Below are 20,726 nucleotides of genomic sequence, written 5' to 3' on the forward strand. Positions count from 1 at the left end.
ACATATATCCGTTTAAAACATTGATGGGTTTATTTGGTAGTAATAATTGATTGGTATAGTAGAGCAATACTATCTTGGGAATTATCATTAACACTAGAGTCAGAATTTTGTATAAGTGCACTAAATAGAGCACTTGCATTATATGAACATCCAGAGATAGTTAATTCTGATCAATGAAGTCAATTTACAAGTGTAAGATATACAAACAAACTAAAAGAAAATGGAATAAAAATAAGCATGGATTGAAAATGAAGATGGATAGACAACATTATAGTAGAGAGAACTTTTAGGACTATAAAACAAGAAGAAGTATATATATATGATTATAGAACTCCATTAGAAGCATATAATTGTTTGCAAGAATATATTGATAAATATAATCAAGAAAGACTTCATTCGGCATTAAATTATAAAACTCCACGAGAAATATATTGATTATCTAAAGACATCAATATATTTAATACCACTGTCAATAGAGCACCATTTATTTATAATGTTTAATACAAATAAAATGTCACTACCTTAAATAAATGCATAAACTGGTCTTGAAAAAGGGTCCACTTATGAGTTCAAAAAAGAGAAACTTATTCAAAGCTAATAGATAAAAATACAAATTTTGTAAGTAGATTAAGACAAAATACTAAGTATCAAGTTATAAGACAAAATAAAGAAGTAGAATGAATAAAAGTATGAAATTTAGTGTTAGAATGTGATGAAATAGTAAAATTATATTGAAAATGATGAGATATATTAGAAAAAGAATTAAGATTAATAAAAGCAATAAATCAAAAAAATGAAGTATTTTTATTTATAACAAATATGTATAATTTCACAGCAGAAGAAATAACAGAATTTTATGCAAGGAGATGGGATATAGAAGTATTTTTTAGATTTATAAAACAAGAATTTTGATTTAGTCATTTTGTATCAAGATCAAAGAATTGAATAATGAATATGCTATATATGACACTAATAACATCAATACTTGTAATAGTATATAAATCAAAAAACAGTATAAAATCCTACAAAGAAGCTAAAAGAAGATTTATTGCTGAATTAGATGAATTAATTTTAATTGAGCTAGCAATAGCAATCTGAGGAGATGTTGATCTTCTTAAAAAGAAATATTTAAATTATTATAAATACTCTTAATAAGGTTTCGGACAAGACTGGGGGGACCCCCTTCACTATCTATTAAAATTCATCATCCAAAGCCTTTTTGCAAAAATCTGATAACTTGCAGGGACTGAAATGTTGGTTTTCTCAAAAATTTGCTCTGTTAATTAAAGATATTCAAGTTTATTATCAATATCAAAATTATTTCATATAAACATACAACAAATTAACCAACTACTTCCCCGAAAACACTACCTTCAAGGTACTTACAATAACATAAACATCCATAAACAAAGACCAATTTTGTATATAATACAAATCAAGTTTTGCTTCTTCTTCAAAATCCAAACTATCTCTACCAAAAATCTGAGCATATCAAGTTATTCAAGGTTTAATACTCAAAAGCCTTTTTTGCCATTTTTCATAATTTTCAACCTCAGACTGCAAATGAGGTCTTGGTCATACCACTGACATTTCTCATTTCAAAACATTTATAAACTGAGGAATCTCATCCAAAGAAGTTTTTCTCAAAAACTTTCACCATACAGGTATTCTTGGATCGTCTTCCATTTTAAACAATGGTCACTTTCTTTCACTTTTTCTCATAAGTTTGTTTTTAAGCTTGTCTGCATTTTTCACCATACTTCTAAATTTGTACATATAGAAAACTTCTCATCATCTACCCACTCTTTCTGATTTGAAAAATATAGGCCTTCAGTCTTTTGCCCATATATACAAAATGATAACCAAATATAGCCAACTAAACACAAACAGAAAAGTCAAAGAAAACAAAATATCAGAAATTCTTTTTATTACTTTATACCATCAATCAAGAGGAGATGGTTTGTACTCAAATGCTAACACTGGTCATATTCTAGATGGGACATAAATAAGATCTTCCAGAAAAAAACTTTCAGATATATGATAAAAATCTTTATTATACAATCTTGTATAATCTACAACTTGTTGCAAAACATTTTTATCAAAATTTCATAACATAACAACTATATCATAATCTCATATTGTTTCTTTTCATTCAAGAGCATAATCTATTTTTGTTCAGTGAATTGTATAAATATTGTATCACCTAAACCTTTTTGAAACTTTTTTGAAAAAATTTATATTGGAGTATACCAAAAGCATATTGTATGGCTTTTTTTGCTCATATCTGGAATTTATTAGATTCAAAAAAATATCAAACAAAGAAGACATTACCAAGAAAAAAAATCATCACAATATTAATATAAATCTTGATATTCAATTCGGGAAAATAAAATCCTGTCAAAGGTAAGCCAAAAAACTTATTATAATAATCCAAAAAAACCAAACTTTCAGAAAGTTTTTATAATATCAATGGATTGGCTTGAATAACTCATAAATTCACACCAAAAAACCTATAATCAAGAACACTACTCAAGAAAGCAATGTAAACAAAACAGTTTCTCAAAGATGAATATGCGGTATATCCAAATTTAAATAAGTTACCAAATCCGTAAAACGCAACCTGTAAACAACATAAAAACTCAAAATAACTAAAAAAAAGTGAAAGAAAGGCCTCAACAAACGAATATAGATAATTGACATCTTATTATTATCCATTTACAAAAATTTGAAAAATAAGTAAAAAAAATTATAATCAATAGTAATTTAAACATATACTTTAAATATATATGCAAACATTTGTAATCAGTTGCAAAAATAATTCAAGACAAATAAAAAGATTTATTCAAGCAACACTAAAAAAGTGACTTGCCAACAATATTAAAAGAATCAATTATGCCAAATCATATAGTTTGAATAATGAATGACAGGTAATAAAACAAGAAGAAAAAATATTAATCATATATGCACAAAAAGAAAATGAGCAAGAAATTCTAAAACTTTGAGAATCAATAATAAAAGAAAAATTAGATTTAATTGTAAAAAAAGAAAATGAATAAAATACTAAAATCAAAACGATTTTCACTAGTAGCACTTATTTGTACATTTATATTATTTCTTTTTATTATTTTTGATATATGAATGTGATTTGCTATATCACTAATAATTTCAGCAATAATTGTTTTTCTATTATCAAAAACTAAAAGTATTATTTGAATGATAATAATTTTTTTTATAATACTTTTTAATATTGTATACCTTACTTTTTCACTAACACCCACCTATTCCCAAGAAGTTTCTCTTGAAGATTATTATAAAGGCAAGGAGAATATAGTAAGTTTTAACATTATGGACACCAAAGAAACACTAGAAGACAACAATGCTAGCTTAAGAGTAAGATCGCCTAAATGAGATGAAAGAATAAATTTATATAAAGAATGAATAGAAGACAAACAAGTTTCCGTATGAGAAGACGATGTAATATCATTTATGTCAAGAACAAACGAAATTTCTACCACAATAAATATAAGATTTCGAGATTGAAGCAGCATAAGACTTTTCCCTCAATCAACAATCAAAATGTCTGAAATTTATCAAGACCAAGAAAATCTTTTAGATTCAAGAACAAACCTCAAGGTAGAAAACTGATCAGTACGATTTAATGTTATTAGAACAATAACAGGAGACGAATGATTTAATGTTGAAACTGATAGTTGAACACTTGTAATTAGATGAACATCATGATTTATAGAACATGACATAAATGAAAATGAAACTTCTGCTTATAGTCATGACCACTTAATTGAAGTAGTTAATAAAGCTTGAGAAAGTATGTTACTGTGAAATGGAGAAGCTGCGGCTTTTAGTGAAGATTTTTTAGAAAGGATTGATATATACGAATTTATAGATAATGTATGAGAAGATATTTACAAAAGACTCAATAGATTTTTTCAAGAAGACATGCAAAACATAGAACAATACCAAGAAGATATTGTTAATTATATTAAAGAAAACTATTCTTGGAGTCTTGATGATAGCAATTTTTTTGAAAGAATATCATACTGGAAAATGCGAATATGAAGCTTTTTTGATGAAACAAAAAAGTCAAATCTTGAAAACTATAGAAATTATAAAGCTTTACTTTGAGATGAAGACATAAATGTAGGAGATATTCGAGAAGAAAACATACTTGTTCCAGTTAATGATACAATTGATAACATTAGACTAAGATTTCTTAGAGAAGCCTGAGAAGAAGATGAAGACACAATGAGAAGTTATATAATAAATAGATATAATGAAGCACTAGAAGCTTGAGAAGATATAGATACTGATGAAATTTATAATCAAATCAAATCTAGTGACACAATACAAAATATAATTGATGGTTTAGATAATTTCTAATTAAGATGCTAAAAACAAAAATAAAAAGACTTCCCCAAAAAATATGATTTTTTGTATTACAAATTATTGTAGTTATTTTTTGATTTTTAATCATAGAAAACAATCTTTTAGAACAAATAGATATAAACGCTTTTGAATACTATTTTAATTTTAGGAATAGTATAGTAAAAGAGCTACCCTGATTTCAGGCCAACAAAGAAAAAATAGTTATTGTTTGAATAGATGAAAAGTTTTTTTCCGAACAAAATATTTCAATTCAATGACTACATAGATGATATTATGCACAAGCAATAAACAACCTACAAAATGCTTGAGCTGACACCATTTGAGTGGACGTACTTTTTGAAAAACCTTATGAGTTCAAGTTAGAAGACTCTAGAAGCCAAATATTAAATAGAATATTCAATGAATATGATAGATTATTAGCAGAAACACTCAATGAAAATGTTGTACTTGCTTCAATGAAGCAACACAATCAAAATAAAATAATTAAGCCAGACGATCTATTCTTACAAAAAAAACCAAAAATATGACATATTAATAGTATAATAAATGTAAGATGAATAGAATTATGAATAAAAACAACTTTACAAGATCAAGAATGAATTAAATCAAAACCGTTTTCTCTAAAAATTGCAAATAACTACATCAAAAATCAACAATCATTAGCTTATGATTGAATTGAAATTGATGCAAGCATAAATGATCAAGACTCATTTATAAGCCTAAATAGCTTTCAAAGAACGATCAACATACCCAAAACAAATCACATATCTTGAGAAGAGTATATTTTGACTCCTATATATCACCAAAATCAGCAAGATTTCAAATATCTATCTTTACATGATGTTATAGAAAATAAAGATAAAATAAAGAAAGTTGAAAACAGCATGGTCTTAATATGAGCAACAGACCCTTCATTACAGGATATAAAAACAACCATACTAGGAAATACACCAGGAGTATTAGTTCATTGAAACTCAATTCTTTCTGTTTTAAATGAAGACTTTTTATACAAACCAAACAAAGAAGAAATAATAACTATTTTTCTAACAATAATTAGTATAAATATATTTATTCTATTGGTTTTCAAAAACACCACATCTCAAAAATTTATATTTTTGCTGTTATTTGCAGAAATTATTTGATTAGTTATTATCTGAATTATATTTTCATTTTTATCAATTGCAAATGGATGAACCTCTATAATGCTTCCGATATGAACTATATGATGAATAATAACAATACAACTTATATTAACCACTATATATTATCTAATAATAACAACAAAACTCAAAGAAAAATTTCAAACATTGTTCTGATTATACGTAGGTAAAAACCTAAAAAAACAAACAGAAAGTGATGATCAAATCTGACAAAAACATGCAGATGAAAAAAATATTGCTGTATTTTTTTCTGATATTGCTTGATTTACTGAGTTGTCTGAAAAGCTTACTCCAAAAGATAATATTAATTTCCTAAACATATATCTTGATAGCATGAGTGAAGACATTTCTATTAACAAATGATTTATTGACAAGTATATTTGAGATGCAATTATGGCATTTTGGGAATGACAAAATTGATGTTATTTTGCAGCAAAAGCAGCTATTTTAAACATACTATCTCTTAAAAATGTAAATCAGCAAATTTTGGACTATATATGAGATGATAATTTTAGCTGACTACAATGTAGAATTGGGCTACACTACTGAAAAGCTATTGTATGAGATATATGATCAGAAAATTATAAATTAAACTATACTGTTATTGGTGACAATGTAAACTTAGCTTCTAGGCTTGAATGAATTAATAAGTTTTATTGATCAAAAATCTGTGCATCTGAAGAATTTATAAACAAAATTAAAAATTCTGAAGAAGCATTTATATTTAGGAAGTTGGACAAGATCAAAGTTAAATGAAAACAAAATTCTTTAGTAATATATGAAATATTTCCAGTACTAAAAAAGAATTTATCTACAATAGAGTCAGAAAGGTATTACTATCTTAAAAACATGTATGAAAATTGACTAGAAGAATATTTCTGTTGAAACTTTGAAAATGCAATTAACTATTTTGAACAAATTCTTGCTATCAAACAAGACAAAGCTTCACAAACAATACTAGAAAGGTGCAAAACTTTAATGAACTTAGGAATAGAGAGTTGGGATTGAGTATGGAAGTTTGATGAAAAATAATTTTCCTTAACTAAAAAAAGGCACCGGCGGGATTCGAACCCGCGAACCAAGGCTTTGCAGGCCTGTGCATTAGACCACTCTGCCACGGTGCCATGAGAAGAGCTCAAAAAAGAGCTCTAATTTATTTAATTATCATTTTGAGAAGAATCTTGTTCTACTTTAGAAGCATCTTGTTCTTCATAATCTTGTCAAAAATACTCATTTCTATAAACATCTCACAATGGAAGCAACCTTCATATAATCACATTGGATTTTAGATCATGTAGCTGATCAATTGCTCATTTTGTAGAACTATCAACCATAATCCTCATAGTTTCTTGGAAAGAAGCTGACGACAACCATGATTCTGACTCTTTTGCTATTTGAGTTAGACCTAACGCCAGTCTTTCTCAAGAAGCTGGTTTCTTTCACTCAGCTGTTAATTCTTCATTGATTTTTAGATAACTTTCATAAGACACAACACTTCATGGTACAAGAGCACTATCTCAAGAATCATCTATCAATACCTTTGAAAACAACTGCTTAACTATAATTTCCATGTATTTATCATTAACATCCTGACCTTGAGAAGTAAACACTCTTTTTATTTCTCTTACTATATATTTTTGAGCTTCAATATCTGAAACTATTGATTTGTACTCTTTAATATCCAAAGCTCATGTAGATACAACTTGTCATTTATATACTTGTGCTCAATCTTTTACCTTAAACTGAGTTCAAGCGGCAAGAGGTTTCCTATATTTTTCTGTCACTGACAATACTATATGATCTTTTCAAACTGTTTCCACTACTCATTCTTGTTTTACTTTTAACTGACTTTTTCATTTCATAGCATACACTCATCATTTTTTTAGATAGTCTCAATTCTTAACAGTTATAGTATACCCTTCTTTCACAATATAATTTATTTTTTCTGGATTTGAAGTTATTTCAGCCTCTAAAAGTTTTCAAGTTTCTATTATTTTAAGAATTCAATCAAATGGGGCAACTATTGCACTATTTTTTGGTTTTCTTATTTCAAATAATTCTTCAATTCTTTTTATACCTTGAGTCATATCTCAATCTGCACTAGCAACTCATCATCCATGGAACGTTCTCATGGTAAGCTGAGTACCAGGCTCTCAAATACTTTGAGATGCAATTACTCACACTGCAGCTCAAATATCTGCAACATCTCTTTTAGACAAATCCATTCAGTAACATTTTTGACAAACTCAAGATTCTATTTTACATCCAAGAGGAGATCTTACATTAATCATATCTATGTTTGATTCTTTTATTTTTTGTAGATGATTTGCATTTATAAGTTCATCTTTTTGGACAATTGTATTTCAATTATCATCTTTTAGGTCTTCTAAAGAAACTCTTCAATACAACATATCATAAAAATTATCTCACCTAATTTCTGCTTCATCTTTTGATATCAAGATTCAAGTATCTGTTCAACAATCATGCTCTTTGACAACAACTTCTTGAGAAGCATCTACTAGTCTTCTTGTTAAATATCCTGACTCTGCTGTTTTAAGTGCTGTATCTGCTTTTCATTTTCTTGCTCAATGTGCTGCAATAAAATACTCAATTGGAGAGAAACCTTCTATCAAAGATGATTTAATAGGCAGTTCAATAACAGAACCAGAAGGAGAAACTACAAGCCCCTTTATTCAAGAAAGCTGAGATAGCTGAGACCAGTTTCATCTTGCTCAAGAATCAACCAGAGAGTAAACATCATTTCAGTCTACATAAGACATTTTTACAAGCTTTTCAATTTCTGATTTAACATCAGACCAGATATTTACTATAAGTCTGTGTTTTTCATCGTCAGAAAGGAATCATTTAAACCAAAAATCATGTATTTTCTTTACTTTTTCATCACCTTCGGCCAACAAAGCTTGTTTTTCTTTTGGAACATGTAGATCAAATATATTTACACTTACTGCTGAGATAGTAGCATACTTAAATCACCAGTCTTTCAAATTGTCTGCTACTTCAACTGTTTTCTCTCTTCAATACTCATTATATACTTTATCAAGTATAGACTTCAATTGACCCTTTCTTACTATTTCATCTATAAATCTAATTTTTTCTGGAATAAGACTATTGAATACCACTCTTCATACAGTTGTTTTTATTTCTTCTCCATTATAATACAATACAACTTTATCTCATAGTTGAACATTACTAGAATAATAGGCATTAACTACTTCTTCTATGCTACCAAACCTTCATACAACTTTATCTTCACTTAGTTTATCATTTGTCAAATAATATGCTCACAAAATCATATCTTGAGTATGTGTAATTATTGGAGATCATGAAGCAGGAGCCAATATATTTTTGTCTGCTGCAACTAGTTCTTTAGCTTCTTTTTGGGATTCCTCAGAAAGAGGTAGGTGGGCAGCCATTTGATCTCAGTCAAAATCTGCATTGAAAGCAGGACAAACTAGCGGATGAATTCTTATTGTTTTTCAAGGCATAAGACGAATTCTAAATGCCTGTATTCAAAGCCTATGAAGTGTAGGTGCACGATTCAAAAGCACATATTTTCAGTCTATAACTTCTTTTAGTATTTTTAATGCTACAGGATCTTCATCTTTAATTAATTTTTCTGCTTGCTTTGGAGTATGAGCTATATTTTTTTCTATAAGTTTTGATATAATAAATGGTGAAAACATCCTAACAGCAATATATATAGGAAGTCAACATTCATCAAGTTTTAAATTTGGTCATACTGTAATAACTGATCTTCAGGAATAATCTACTCTCTTTCACAAAAGGTTTTTTCTAAATATTCACTCTTTTCAAGAAAGCATATCAGTCAAAGACTTAAACACCTTCATACCTGCATTTTTCGTAGCAGAATCTTTTTCTCAAACTATAAGATTATTTACAGATTCCTGTAAGAGTCTTATCTCATTTTTCTTAATCACATCAGGCATACCTGCATCTATCATTTTTTGCAACCTTAAGTTTCTCATTAATACTCTTCTATAAAAAAGGTTAATATCAGAAGATGCAAATTTACCTCATTCAAGTTGTACTACAGGTCTTAAGTCTGGAGGCATTACTGGAAGATTTTTAAGCACAATCCACTCTGGCCTTACTTTAGAAACATGTAAGTTGATTAACAATCTAAGTCTTTTGAATGTTTTATCTCTTTCTGGTCATTTAAGTTGTCTGAAATTTTTTATTATTTCTGATATTTCTTTTTCTAGGTCTATATCCTCAAGCAATTTCAAAATTGCTGTTGATCATGACTTAAAAGTAAAAACACCCTCATATTTATAAAATATATTTCTATAATCACTTTCAAGGATTGTTGATCATTTCTTCAGGTTTGAAAGTATAGACTTAATTCTATTGTATTCTTTTTCAAGATCATCTTTATTTTCTGAATATGTTTTTTCTATTTCTTGCTTTTTTTGTTGGTACTCTTTATTTGACAACTCATCTTTTTGCTTTTCCAAAGAAGATATTTCTTCATCATAATATTTATCAAGATCAGTTAATTTATTTTGAAAACTTTTATCAAGATTTGCTATCGCATTTTTCTTTTGGTTTTTATCGTAATCTACTACAATATATTTTACAAAATATAGTATTTTCTCAATTTCCTTTACTGACAAATTCAATAATAGTCAAATTCTAGAAGGAGTAGCTTTTACATACCAAATATGTACAACAGGAGATGCTAGTTCTATATGTCACATTCTTTCTCTTCTAACTCTAGAGCTTGTTACTTCTACTCAACATCTTTCACAAACTATTCATTTATATCTTACTCATTTATATTTTCAACAACTACATTCAAAATTCCTAATAGGCCCAAAAATTGACTCACAAAACAGTCATCATTGTTTTGGTTTTCCTGTTCTATAATTTATAGTATCTGGAGATGTAACTGATCAGTAAGACCAAGATTTTATATCTTCTGGTGAAGCTAATTTTACCATTAATCACTCAAAACCTTTTTGTAACATTACATTATATTAATATTTAAAGACAATTCTTGAAAAAATTAATTGGAATCTATTTCTCAGTAATCTTCAAGTTCTTGCATAACATTATCCATTATTTCCTTTTTCTCTTCATCACTTGCAGCTGCAGTTTTTTCTTTTTCTTCTTTTTCTGTTTGAACTGAAGTTATTCATTTTAAAGCTAGGTTTTTTATTACTTCTGTTCTTTCATTATGAGTTTTTTCTATCTCCTCTTTAGTTAGTGGAGTAATATTTTGTCAAATTCATTTCAAAACATAAACCAAGAAATTGAAAGACTCAGGAAGTCATGTAACCTTTATAGGCATTCACTTAATTATGCTATCATAAGTTTTATTTCTTCACATCACATCATCTGACTTTATTGTTAACATTTCTTGCAATGTATATACTGCAGAATAAGCTTCCAATGCCCAAACTTCCATCTCTCAAAACCTTTGTCATCACTCTCTTGCTTTTCATCACAGTGGCTGTTGAGTTATCAAAGAGTAAGGTCAAACAGATCTTGCGTGTATTTTATCATCTACCATATGAACAAGTTTCAAAATATTCATATATCATACAGTAACTTTATTATCATAAGCTTCTCAGGTTCTTCCATCATACAATGTTAATTTTCAATCTTCTGGTAATCATGCTTTTTTAGCCAAATCTTTAATTCACTCAACACCAAAACCTGAGAACAATGGAACTCACAAGTTTATTCACAATGCTTTAGCAACCATTCAAAGTTGAGTTTCTAAGGTCTGTCATATATTCATACGAGATACAACTCATAATGGATTTAATATTATATCTATAGGTTCTCAGTCTTTTGTAAATGGCATATCCTCTTCTGGAACAACAATTGAGATTATTCATTTGTTACCATGTCTTCATGCAAGCTTGTCTCAAACTTCAATTTTTCTTTTAGAAGCTATATATAATTTTATTTTCTTTTTTACTCATGCAGGAATATTATCTCATTTTTGAGCATCCAAAGTTACAACATTAACTACTTTTCACTCACTTCAAGAAGGCATATAAAGTGATGTGTCTTTATAACTTTTAGATTTATCTCAAAATATAGCTTGAATAAGTTTTTCTTCTGGGCTTAGATCTCCTTCTCATTTTGGAGTAATTTTTCATACCAAAATATCTCATCACTTCACAGTAGATCAAATTCTCACAATTCAGTCTTCGTCTAGGCTAGTAAGCTTATTCATGCTAACTCAAGGTATATCATTAGTAGTTTCTTCTGGTCAAAGTTTTGTTTCTGCAACCTCTACCTCATGTTCTTCAATGTGAATAGAAGTTAGCTCATCATCTTTTACAAGTCTTTGAGAAATAACTATAGCATCCTCATAATTGTATCACTCCCAGGACATAAAAGCAGTTCTTAGGTTCTTTCAAAGTGCAACTTCTCAGTTTACTATAGAAGGTCACTCTGCCAACACATCTCATTTTTGTACTTTTTCTCACAAACTAACTCTTGCATGCTGGTGAATTACACTTTTTTGATTTGATTTTTTGAAGTTTTCAAGATTGTATTCTTTGAGTTCTCATGATTCATATTGAACTTTAATTCTTTTTCCATCTACATATATAACTTCTCAATCTCATTCTGCTTTAATAACAGCATAAGTCATCTCTGCAATATCTCATTCAAGTCATGTTCAAACAAGAGGAGCTTCAGGCTTTATCAAAGGAAGAGCCTGTCTTTGCATGTTTGTTCACATTGCTGCTCTTACAGCATCATCATACTCAACAAAAGGAATTAACGAAGTATTTGCACTTAATACTTGTGATGGATTCACATCCATATGAGTAATATCGTTCACATGAAAAACTTCCATGTCTGTAAAATGTCTTGCTGCAACTCTTTTATTCAAAATATTCTTTTTATCGTCTAATGGAGTTGCTACATCCGCTATAATATATTTTTCATCATATTCTGGGCTAATATATTCTATCTGGTCTGTTAAGAAAGGTCTTACAGGGATTTGCTTGTTCGTTTTTCAAAACTTTGACTCTATAACTTCTGCTTCTTGTTGAGATATATAGGCTCAGTCCTTTATTATCACATTCATTTCTTCATCTGTAATATCATCATCAGCTATTCTTCAAACAAGTGAATCAGCCTTTGGAGACACCTTGTTTTCTACTTTTACAGCAGGGACTTCTAAAAATCAGTCTTCATTAGTCCTAGAATATAAAGCTTGATAGATAACCAATCAAATATTTTGCCCTTCTGGTGTTTCAATAGGACAAATTCTTCAATAATGAGATTGATGAATATCTCTAACCTCAAATGTAGTAGTTTCCCTTTTTAATCATCCTGGTCAAAGAGCAGTTATTCTTCTTTTGTGCTCAATATCAGCTAGTGGATTTATTTGGTCTAGAAATTGAGAAAGCTGACTTGTAGCAAAAAAACTTTTTATAGAATTATCTAACATCTTAAAATTCACAAGATCTGTTATTTTAATCTGTTCTTCCAAGTTTAAAATACTTAATTTTCATTTCACACTTTTTAAGAACTTCCTCATTATTGGCTGCAAATGTGCATACAGAACTTCTCAAGTAGTTCTAATTCTTCTATTTGATAAATGGTCTATGTCGTCAACATAATAACCTCTCTTTCTATTTGCAAGATTTATCAAATATTTTAGTGACTCTACCATATCATTTGCATCAAAAACATTTCATGAATCATCATCCAAAGATTTATTTAGTCATAGTTTTGCGTTTATTTTTCTTCTTGCTATCCTTCACAAACTTATTCTTTCAGAATGCATAAATATAGACCTAACATAATCCAAAGCATTTTCTGGATCTATGATTTCTCACGGTCTAATTTTATTGTATATAAACACTGCTGCATCAAGAGCATCCTGAGTTGTATCCTTTTCAAGAGTGTAATTTATGAAGTCAAAATCTTCTTCATCCAACACGTCTTTGAATAACTCTTTTATACTATCATCAGTTTCAAAACCAAATACTCTTAACAATGCAGTTACAGGAAATTTTCTAGACTTATTAATTCTCACAATAATATTTCAGGCTTTTTCAGTAAAAATTTGTACCCAAGAACCATTTTCAGGAATTAATTTGAAAGAATAAGAATAATCTTTTTTGTCAAAACTATAAAATATTCAATAAGATCTCACTATTTGAGAAATTATCACTCTTTCAACACCATTTATAATATAAGATCACCACTGAGTCATCAATGGGAGAGTACCTATATTAACTCTTCTATTGAATATTGTTTGTCTAGTTTGATTATTTACCAGTTTCACTTTTGCTGATATAATTCCTCAATAGGTAAGTTCTTTCTTTTTACAAGTTTCTATGTCTTCTGAGGGATTGGACACCTTTATATCATGAACATAGAGATGAAGCTTTTCTCATGCAATATCTTGTATTGGATTAATTTCATCAAACAACTTATTTAGATAATAATCCAAAAAATCATCAAATCATTTTTTTTGCATTCATAATAAGTCTGGGAAGTCTGCAAAATTTTTAGAAGTTGATAAAAAATACCTTCAGTTCTTTTTTCAAAAATCTTGTATTCAAAGGCTTTTTATGTCTTTACTCATTAAACTTTTTTATATTATAAATACTACAAAAACTCCCTTTTCTACAAGGGATAATCTAAATAAATTTTATTTTTTCTTTGAAAAAACACTCATAATTAAATTTTATTATGATTCAAATATTATTTTTTGGAAACTGTCAGTTGGTGTCTTCCTTTTAATCTTCTCCTAGTCAAAACATTTCTTCAAGACCTAGTTGACTTTCTTGCAAGAAATCAATGAAGTTTTTTTCTTTTTGTCCACTTGTATTTTCTTATTCTTCTAAGTTTTGAAGCCATAAATATTTATTAATTTTTAAATTTACTTTATATAAGGCAATAGTCAAAGATACCTTGCTCTACTTATTGCTTTCTTAACTCTTTTTTGATACTTAACCGTATTTCATGTAAATTTCCTTGGTTTTATATCTCAAAATCTTGTTGTATAAGTTTTCAGCATATTTACTGATTTCCAACTTATTAGATGTTCATTTTCTTTATTAAAAAAACACTTTTTTTTCATCTATATTTATTTTATATATAAATCTTTTTTACTCTTGTGTATCTTCAGATTCATTTTCTTCTTTAGCATCATCACCTCACTCTGAATTTTTTCTCTTTCTTCACAAAACAAGAAGATCATTTATAACTATTTCAGTTATTATTCTAGGTTTTTCTTCTCATTCTATTTCTACCTTTCTGTTATGAAGATATCACCTAATATAAACTTTTGAACCTCTATCCAATATCTTTTCTGCTCTCTCAGCCATTCTTCACCATGCAGCTATTTTATGATACTGAACCTCTTCTTTTTGTTCATTATCTTTAGTTGTCCACACTCTTCTTGTTCAAAGATTAAACACTGTTAGCTTTTGTCCATTTTGAGCTTCTTTTATTATTGGATCATTTGCCACCCATCCTATAAGAACAACTTCATTAACACTTCTCATTCCTCAAGCCATTTTTATTATTTAATCATATAAATCTTATTTTGCTTTATTCATCTTTTCAAAATCTTTAAATGCATTTTCAGCATCCTGCTGTGCTTTTTCTTCTTCTGTAAGCTGAAACTGCTTATTTACTTCATCATATTTTAAAAACTCTTTTTCATTTTTCAACCTAAAAAACACGTATCTCAAAATAGACTTATTCAATTTGATAGCTTTTTCGAAGTCTTCTATAGATTCAGGCGCTGCAGAGAGCATATAAGAAACAAAATAACATCTATCATTTCACTTTACAGCATGATACAAATCCAAAATTCATATATCATCTTTTTCTTTTACACTATCTCACAACACAGATTCAACTTCTTTTATGGTAGAATCTATATCATCTTTCTTCATATTTGTATCAACCATTATTACAAGCTCATATATATTCATTTGATAATATTAATTTTTAAATACTATATCTTCTATATCAATTAAATTCATAATTTTCAGGGATTATATCTTTTATCTTTTTTGAGTCGTCCCTAATATATGGCTGCTCAAGCAAAACTATATCCTGAAAATGTTTTGATAATTTTCCTTCTATTATTTTTTCAACAACATCCTCTGGCTTTCAGCTATCTTTTAAATCTTCTCTAAACTTATTTTTCAACTTATCTACCTCTTCACTTGGCACGTCTTCAATTGACTTATAATCTGGAGACATTGCTGCTATCTGTAATGCTATCTCTTTTGAAACATCCTCATCACCATCAGCATAGACAACTGCTACCACTTTGTTTCAAGGATGAGTATAAACAAAACAGTCTTCATTGTCAACAAACACGTCCAATAATTTTATATTTTCTCAAATTTTTCATACATATTCTGTTATTTTTGTATTAACTTGCTCTTCTAAGAAAGAAGAATCAACATTCTCAATCGAAGAATATTCTTCTCAATTTTCAGCAAACAAATTAACAAGATCACTTGCTAATGAATAAAATTCATCACTTTTTGCAACAAAATCTGTTTCGCATCAGAGCTTTACTCAAACCGTCTTTCAAGAAATTTTTGAAACATAAACTATTCATTCATTTGTCTCTCTTCATGCTTTTTTTGAAGCTGTATGAGCTCATTTTTCTTTTAATATTTCCATTGCTCTATCCATATCTCATCATGCCTGCTCTAATGCTTCTTTACAATCTTTAAAGGGTGCTTTTGTAGCATCTCTTAACTGTTTCAATAGAGTTGTATCTGCCATTATTTTGGTGTTTATTTTATAAATTTTTACTTATATTCGCCTTCTCAATTTTCTTTTTTTCAATCATCTTCTAATACATCAAATATGTCAACAATCCATCAACCTATTCAATAAAAGAATGGTAGAAACATTTTTTCTTGCTTAGTAGCATATACTCAACTCCATGCTTGCCTTACAAACACCAATAATATTACCAAAAAAGCTAAAAACAAAACAATTGGCAAAAATCTTATTATAGGAATAAATGCAAGGAATATACTAGCCACAAGCAAAACAAAAAATATTGCCCACCATCCTAAAGCCTGCTTAAGATGATATTTTTCATACTTTCACAACTTAACAGCACTAAGTCATATAATTATTCAAAGCAAAAAATACATCATTACCGCTTTTTTTCTCTCAGCTTCTGAAGGCACATAACCTTCTCACACCAGATCATTTAACTCAGTTGACTTAGCTTCAGACATTGCAATTTATTTAAGAATATATTTTAGAACAAAATCCAAACTTTTATAACTATTAGTGTTTGTCATAAGCAATCTTTCCTCATCTCGATACCTATTAAACTCGGAGTTTGTAACTATTATATTATCTAATCACAACCTTTCAACCTCATTTACAAAGTTTGACAAATACACTCAATCTACAATTATAACCAAACTTGGTAAAGCTTTAAGATTTTTTACTCATTTATATATTGACTCCAACTTTTTAAGTTTTTTTTGAGTTGAAGACTTTTCTTTTTTTGTCAAAGCAGAAAAATCATCAGATTGAATAAAATCTTTCAATTCGTTCATCTGCTTTATTCTAGACTTCAATGTCTCAAAGTTTGTAAAAACACCTGCTGGAACTTTATAGTTAAAGTAATGCACACCCTGCTCTTCACACAAAGACTCTAAATCATCTTTATAAAGCTGCTTATCCATTATAATCAAAACCTCTCATCATGCATTTTTAACTTCCTGAACCTTTTTTCTTGCATTTTCTAGCTGCTGAGAGACAAATTCTGGATTAAACAACACCACATTATCTACAACATCAGCCCAATATTTCATAGTTTTAGGATTTGAAAACTTTTTTAATCATCACACATAAAGTTTATTTTCTACTATTTGATCTGTATTTGCTGCCATATGAATGGTTTAGTTTTATAAATTATTTTAGAGTAACTGTTGCTCCAGCCTCTTCTAGCTTTGCTTTCAACTCTTCTCACTCATCAGGAGAAACATTTTCTTTTACAGGACCTGGAACTTTTTCTACCAATTCTTTTGCCTCCTTAAGACCCAATCCTAAAGCTTCTTTTAATGTCTTTATAACTGTTATTTTTTGCTGTCATATTTCTGCAATTTCTACTGTAACCGTATCACTTCATCCTCACTCTTCATCAGATGCTCAACCTCATCAAGCAACTGCAACTGGTGCCGCAGAAACACCAAACTCTTCTTCTAAAGCTTTTACTAAATCATTAAGCTCTGTCACTGATAATTCTTTTAGCAAATCCATAATTTGTTGTGCGTTTTTTGATAATTCCATTATATTTGTTTAAATTAATAAATAAATTATTTTTCTTCAGATTTCTTAGCTATTTGACCAACTGCAGCAGTAAATCACTGCAATGGATATCTCACCATAAAAGCAAATTTTCATATAAGCTCATCTCTTGTTGGAAGGTTTGCCAATTCTTCAACATAAGAAGAATCTTTCCAAGACTTATCAAACCATCCACCTAGATAATCCAACTCAAATTCTTTTTTTTCTTTCTTCCACTGTTTTTTTTGCTTTGCTACCACCTTCAAAGGAGCAAACTCATCTTCTACCGAATACAAAACAATCAAAGATCAAGCAAGCTCATCCAAACTTACTTCTTCATAAGAGCTTTCTTTTAAAGACCTAAGAAAAACTCTTTTCTTTACAACCTTCAACCTTCCTCATGCATCATAAACATCCATCCTCAACCTGTTTATTTCATTTACAGGTATAGATGACTGCCTAAGAGCTACAACATTTGATGCATTCATAAGCTCCTCATTATACTGAGCCGCCAATTTTTCTTTTTCTTTTCTTGTTAGAGCCATAAGGCTTTTTTTATAAAAATAAAACCACCATCTTTTTAAAGAAGGCTGGCAGTGTAAATAAAAAATTTACAACTACCTCGGTAGGACTTATTATGCCTACTGTCTTAAGTAGTTTTTATAAACTACATATTATATGTATAATGATAAAAAATTAAAAATCAACATTTTTTTATTGATTAAATCAATTTTATTATTATATTGATATGTGTGTTTTATATAATAACAAAAAAATATGAATCTTTATAAAGACATTCAAACTTGGACAAAACAAAATGAGACTATAAATTGTATAATAGAAATTCCAAAAAACAGCATGGTTAAGTATGAATTTAATAAAGATAATAATACAATTGAAGTAGATAGATTTTTTACAACACCCATGCCTATACCATACAATTATTGACTAATACCTCAAACATATAATGAAGAAGATAAAGATCCCTTGGATGTGATAATACTATCTAATTATGAAATAAATCCTTGAAGCTTATGTGAAGCTGACGTAATTTGAATTCTTCATATGATTGATAGCTGAGAAAGCGATGATAAAGTTATTGCAATACCAAAAAAAGAACCCTTTTACTGAAACATCAAAGAAATAAATGAAATTCCAGAAAACATCAAAAATCAACGAGAATTTTTTCTTTCTTATTATAAAAAATTAGATTGAAAAAGCACAGAAGTTACTGGCTGGTCAGATAAACATTCAGCCATAGAAAAAATCAATAAATGTATAGACGATTACAATAAATAAAAAAGTGCCTAAGAAGGCACTTTTTTTAAACTACAATAAGTTTACAACCAATCTTATCAAAGCATATGAAGATAAAGCCACAATGATTCAAGCCACTCAATATATTAATATTTTATTAGCTTTTTTGTATTGTTCATCATCTCATCTTGATGTTACCAGCAAATATCATCAATACATGACAACTCACATTCAAACAACTCCCAAAAAAAACCAAAGATAAGTATTTATGACATCTAAAAGTGATAAAAAAAATCAATCATCAGACCTTATAGTTTCTCTTCATCATCATGCAACATCCTGAGTAGATGTTCACCCTGGCATAGAAACATTTATAGCAAAACTATATGTTTTATTTATCAGGAAAGTCAGAAAAATAAAAAACAAACTTTTAAACATATTGTATTTATAATTTATAAAGTTCAAACTGTAAAAGACTGAATAAGTTGAATTAAAGCATAACTAGACAAAGATAAAATTATTCACAAAGCTATATAAAACAACATATTTCTTGCCTTTTTCATTTTTGACTCATCTCACATTGATGCTAATAACATAACTCAACCAAACAGTACCATTGTAATTCACAAAACTGCTATAATCCTCAACAAAAAATTTCATATTTCTACTATCATAGGTGGCACAGTAGCAGTTCTTCACCACTGACCTCAGGCTGACTCACACTGCTCTTCACTATCCAACTCATCATTATCCCATTGTCAATTTATAAAACAACCCCTAGAACCTGTAGGATTTATGGTTGTTCACCCCCTAAATAATGAGTTTCAAACAGCATCCGGAGTGTTTCACAGGTTTGCAACATTTTGATTTTGTTTTGATCAATCAAAAACGTCTTCTAACATATCTGCAGAAGCTCAAGCTAACATAAAGACTGAAAATAATAATACAAACAATAGTTTAATAATTTTTTGTTTCATTACATTTATATTTATATTTTTGAAAGCAATTCTTCTGCCTCTTCATCATCTTTAGTTTTTTCTTGCTTTTCTTGTTCATGAATTTGAGCAACTTTTTTAACATATCACATTTGTTGCCATTTTGCTAAGTATTTTTTCTTGATATCCATCTTTTTCTGTTCATACTTTTTTTCTATTTCTTGTAGTTTTTCTCTTTCCCTTGTAAGTATATCTTCAAGCTTACTTATCTGTTCTTCAGTCATAACAGACAAAAGGTCTATCCAGTTTTGCTTTTCTTCCTTCTTATCTATAGACTTGGATCTTAAAATAAGCTCTATAATATTTGGCATACTTTCAACAATATCGTCTCAAATATCAAATGTTTGAGCAAAATCCAATAAATCTTCTGATAAATATTTTTGTAGTATTCCCAAAGAAGCCATTCTCACATTTTATTTATTTAAATTTAATTTTTCTTCTAGATAATTCTCAGCCTCAATCTCTTCAATTTTTTTTTGTTCTTTCATCTCTTGAGAAATTCTATCTGCCTTTTCATAAGATTTTCTCATGTTTTTTATCATTTTTTTCATTTTTGCTGGTCAAATATAACCTCAATTTGATCATACAGGTGATTTTTCCATTT

21 protein-coding genes, 1 tRNA gene, 1 pseudogene and 1 other annotated feature are annotated in these 20,726 nt (G+C 28.6%); of the genes and pseudogenes, 6 read left to right on the forward strand and 17 right to left on the reverse strand.

Going from position 1 to position 20,726, the window contains the following annotated elements; genetic code table 25:
- Positions 1 to 33 precede the first annotated feature (33 nt).
- Both HLG78_RS00005 and HLG78_RS00010 read left to right on the forward strand, forming a co-directional pair.
- The gene (locus tag HLG78_RS00005) at positions 34 to 501 is read left to right on the forward strand and encodes a DDE-type integrase/transposase/recombinase (RefSeq protein ID WP_231178094.1); all 468 of its coding nucleotides are present in this window, start codon (positions 34 to 36) and stop codon (positions 499 to 501) included.
- Between the two features lie 87 nt (positions 502 to 588).
- Positions 589 to 1,152: pseudogene (locus HLG78_RS00010) on the forward strand (transposase); the annotation flags it as partial.
- Between the two features lie 198 nt (positions 1,153 to 1,350).
- Here HLG78_RS00010 and HLG78_RS00015 read toward each other — a convergent pair.
- Positions 1,351 to 2,586 carry a sugar transferase gene (locus HLG78_RS00015; RefSeq protein WP_231178121.1) on the reverse strand — a complete coding sequence of 412 codons (1,236 nt, stop codon included), beginning with the start codon at positions 2,584 to 2,586 and terminating at the stop codon, positions 1,351 to 1,353.
- A 200-nt stretch (positions 2,587 to 2,786) separates the two neighbouring features.
- Between HLG78_RS00015 and HLG78_RS00020 the strand changes: the two genes are divergently transcribed.
- From HLG78_RS00020 to HLG78_RS00030, 3 genes are read left to right on the forward strand one after another with little or no spacing between them, the layout of a single operon-like run.
- Positions 2,787 to 3,056, forward strand: a complete 270-nt coding sequence (locus tag HLG78_RS00020) for a hypothetical protein (RefSeq protein ID WP_231178147.1) — start codon at positions 2,787 to 2,789, stop codon at positions 3,054 to 3,056.
- Positions 3,049 to 4,398: a FecR domain-containing protein gene (locus tag HLG78_RS00025; protein WP_231178149.1), complete on the forward strand. Its 1,350-nt coding sequence runs from the start codon at positions 3,049 to 3,051 to the stop codon at positions 4,396 to 4,398. Before HLG78_RS00020 ends, HLG78_RS00025 begins: the two co-directional genes overlap by 8 nt.
- Before the next feature lie 5 nt (positions 4,399 to 4,403).
- Complete coding sequence (locus HLG78_RS00030; RefSeq protein WP_231178151.1) at positions 4,404 to 6,596, forward strand: adenylate/guanylate cyclase domain-containing protein; 2,193 nt, start codon at positions 4,404 to 4,406, stop codon at positions 6,594 to 6,596.
- An 18-nt stretch (positions 6,597 to 6,614) separates the two neighbouring features.
- Here HLG78_RS00030 and HLG78_RS00035 read toward each other — a convergent pair.
- From HLG78_RS00035 to rplJ, 12 genes are all read right to left on the reverse strand, one after another.
- Positions 6,615 to 6,688 (reverse strand) — tRNA-Cys (locus HLG78_RS00035).
- A 33-nt stretch (positions 6,689 to 6,721) separates the two neighbouring features.
- A complete protein-coding gene (gene rpoC, locus HLG78_RS00040) occupies positions 6,722 to 10,573 on the reverse strand; it encodes a DNA-directed RNA polymerase subunit beta' (RefSeq protein ID WP_240006095.1) in 3,852 nt (1,283 codons plus the stop codon).
- 38 nt (positions 10,574 to 10,611) lie between these two features.
- The gene (locus tag HLG78_RS00050; RefSeq protein ID WP_231178154.1) at positions 10,612 to 14,169 is read right to left on the reverse strand and encodes a DNA-directed RNA polymerase subunit beta; all 3,558 of its coding nucleotides are present in this window, start codon (positions 14,167 to 14,169) and stop codon (positions 10,612 to 10,614) included.
- Positions 14,170 to 14,288: 119 nt separating this feature from the next.
- Positions 14,289 to 14,444, reverse strand: coding sequence for a 50S ribosomal protein L34 (gene rpmH / locus HLG78_RS00055; RefSeq protein ID WP_231178156.1), 156 nt, complete (start codon positions 14,442 to 14,444; stop codon positions 14,289 to 14,291).
- A gap of 22 nt (positions 14,445 to 14,466) precedes the next feature.
- Entirely contained in the window at positions 14,467 to 14,667 is a 201-nt protein-coding gene (gene rpsR, locus HLG78_RS00060) for a 30S ribosomal protein S18 (RefSeq protein ID WP_231178158.1), read from the reverse strand.
- Between the two features lie 28 nt (positions 14,668 to 14,695).
- Positions 14,696 to 15,106: a single-stranded DNA-binding protein gene (locus HLG78_RS00065; protein ID WP_231178160.1), complete on the reverse strand. Its 411-nt coding sequence runs from the start codon at positions 15,104 to 15,106 to the stop codon at positions 14,696 to 14,698.
- A 24-nt stretch (positions 15,107 to 15,130) separates the two neighbouring features.
- Complete coding sequence (locus tag HLG78_RS00070) at positions 15,131 to 15,529, reverse strand: 30S ribosomal protein S6 (RefSeq protein ID WP_231178163.1); 399 nt, start codon at positions 15,527 to 15,529, stop codon at positions 15,131 to 15,133.
- A 16-nt stretch (positions 15,530 to 15,545) separates the two neighbouring features.
- On the reverse strand, positions 15,546 to 16,340 hold the full coding sequence (tsf, locus tag HLG78_RS00075) for a translation elongation factor Ts (RefSeq protein WP_231178166.1): 795 nt from the start codon (positions 16,338 to 16,340) through the stop codon (positions 15,546 to 15,548).
- 26 nt (positions 16,341 to 16,366) lie between these two features.
- Positions 16,367 to 16,807, reverse strand: coding sequence for a hypothetical protein (locus HLG78_RS00080; protein WP_231178168.1), 441 nt, complete (start codon positions 16,805 to 16,807; stop codon positions 16,367 to 16,369).
- A 6-nt stretch (positions 16,808 to 16,813) separates the two neighbouring features.
- The gene (gene rpsB, locus HLG78_RS00085; protein ID WP_231178170.1) at positions 16,814 to 17,473 is read right to left on the reverse strand and encodes a 30S ribosomal protein S2; all 660 of its coding nucleotides are present in this window, start codon (positions 17,471 to 17,473) and stop codon (positions 16,814 to 16,816) included.
- A gap of 22 nt (positions 17,474 to 17,495) precedes the next feature.
- Positions 17,496 to 17,873: a 50S ribosomal protein L7/L12 gene (rplL, locus tag HLG78_RS00090; protein WP_231178172.1), complete on the reverse strand. Its 378-nt coding sequence runs from the start codon at positions 17,871 to 17,873 to the stop codon at positions 17,496 to 17,498.
- 26 nt (positions 17,874 to 17,899) lie between these two features.
- Complete coding sequence (rplJ, locus tag HLG78_RS00095; RefSeq protein ID WP_231178174.1) at positions 17,900 to 18,415, reverse strand: 50S ribosomal protein L10; 516 nt, start codon at positions 18,413 to 18,415, stop codon at positions 17,900 to 17,902.
- Positions 18,416 to 18,424: 9 nt separating this feature from the next.
- Positions 18,425 to 18,542: a sequence feature (ribosomal protein L10 leader region), on the reverse strand.
- 105 nt (positions 18,543 to 18,647) lie between these two features.
- Here rplJ and HLG78_RS00100 point away from each other — a divergent pair.
- On the forward strand, positions 18,648 to 19,169 hold the full coding sequence (locus tag HLG78_RS00100; RefSeq protein ID WP_231178176.1) for an inorganic diphosphatase: 522 nt from the start codon (positions 18,648 to 18,650) through the stop codon (positions 19,167 to 19,169).
- A 30-nt stretch (positions 19,170 to 19,199) separates the two neighbouring features.
- On the opposite strand, the gene HLG78_RS00105 is transcribed toward HLG78_RS00100, so the two are convergent.
- From HLG78_RS00105 to HLG78_RS00120, 4 genes are read right to left on the reverse strand one after another with little or no spacing between them, the layout of a single operon-like run.
- The gene (locus HLG78_RS00105; RefSeq protein ID WP_231178178.1) at positions 19,200 to 19,565 is read right to left on the reverse strand and encodes a hypothetical protein; all 366 of its coding nucleotides are present in this window, start codon (positions 19,563 to 19,565) and stop codon (positions 19,200 to 19,202) included.
- A gap of 14 nt (positions 19,566 to 19,579) precedes the next feature.
- Positions 19,580 to 20,104, reverse strand: a complete 525-nt coding sequence (locus HLG78_RS00110) for a hypothetical protein (RefSeq protein ID WP_231178180.1) — start codon at positions 20,102 to 20,104, stop codon at positions 19,580 to 19,582.
- Positions 20,105 to 20,115: 11 nt separating this feature from the next.
- On the reverse strand, positions 20,116 to 20,526 hold the full coding sequence (locus HLG78_RS00115; RefSeq protein ID WP_231178182.1) for a hypothetical protein: 411 nt from the start codon (positions 20,524 to 20,526) through the stop codon (positions 20,116 to 20,118).
- A 9-nt stretch (positions 20,527 to 20,535) separates the two neighbouring features.
- Complete coding sequence (locus HLG78_RS00120; RefSeq protein ID WP_231178193.1) at positions 20,536 to 20,724, reverse strand: hypothetical protein; 189 nt, start codon at positions 20,722 to 20,724, stop codon at positions 20,536 to 20,538.
- Positions 20,725 to 20,726 lie beyond the last annotated feature (2 nt).

Origin of the sequence: Candidatus Absconditicoccus praedator (genome assembly GCF_021057185.1) — a bacterium.
Classification (GTDB): domain Bacteria; phylum Patescibacteriota; class Gracilibacteria; order Absconditabacterales; family Absconditicoccaceae; genus Absconditicoccus; species Absconditicoccus praedator.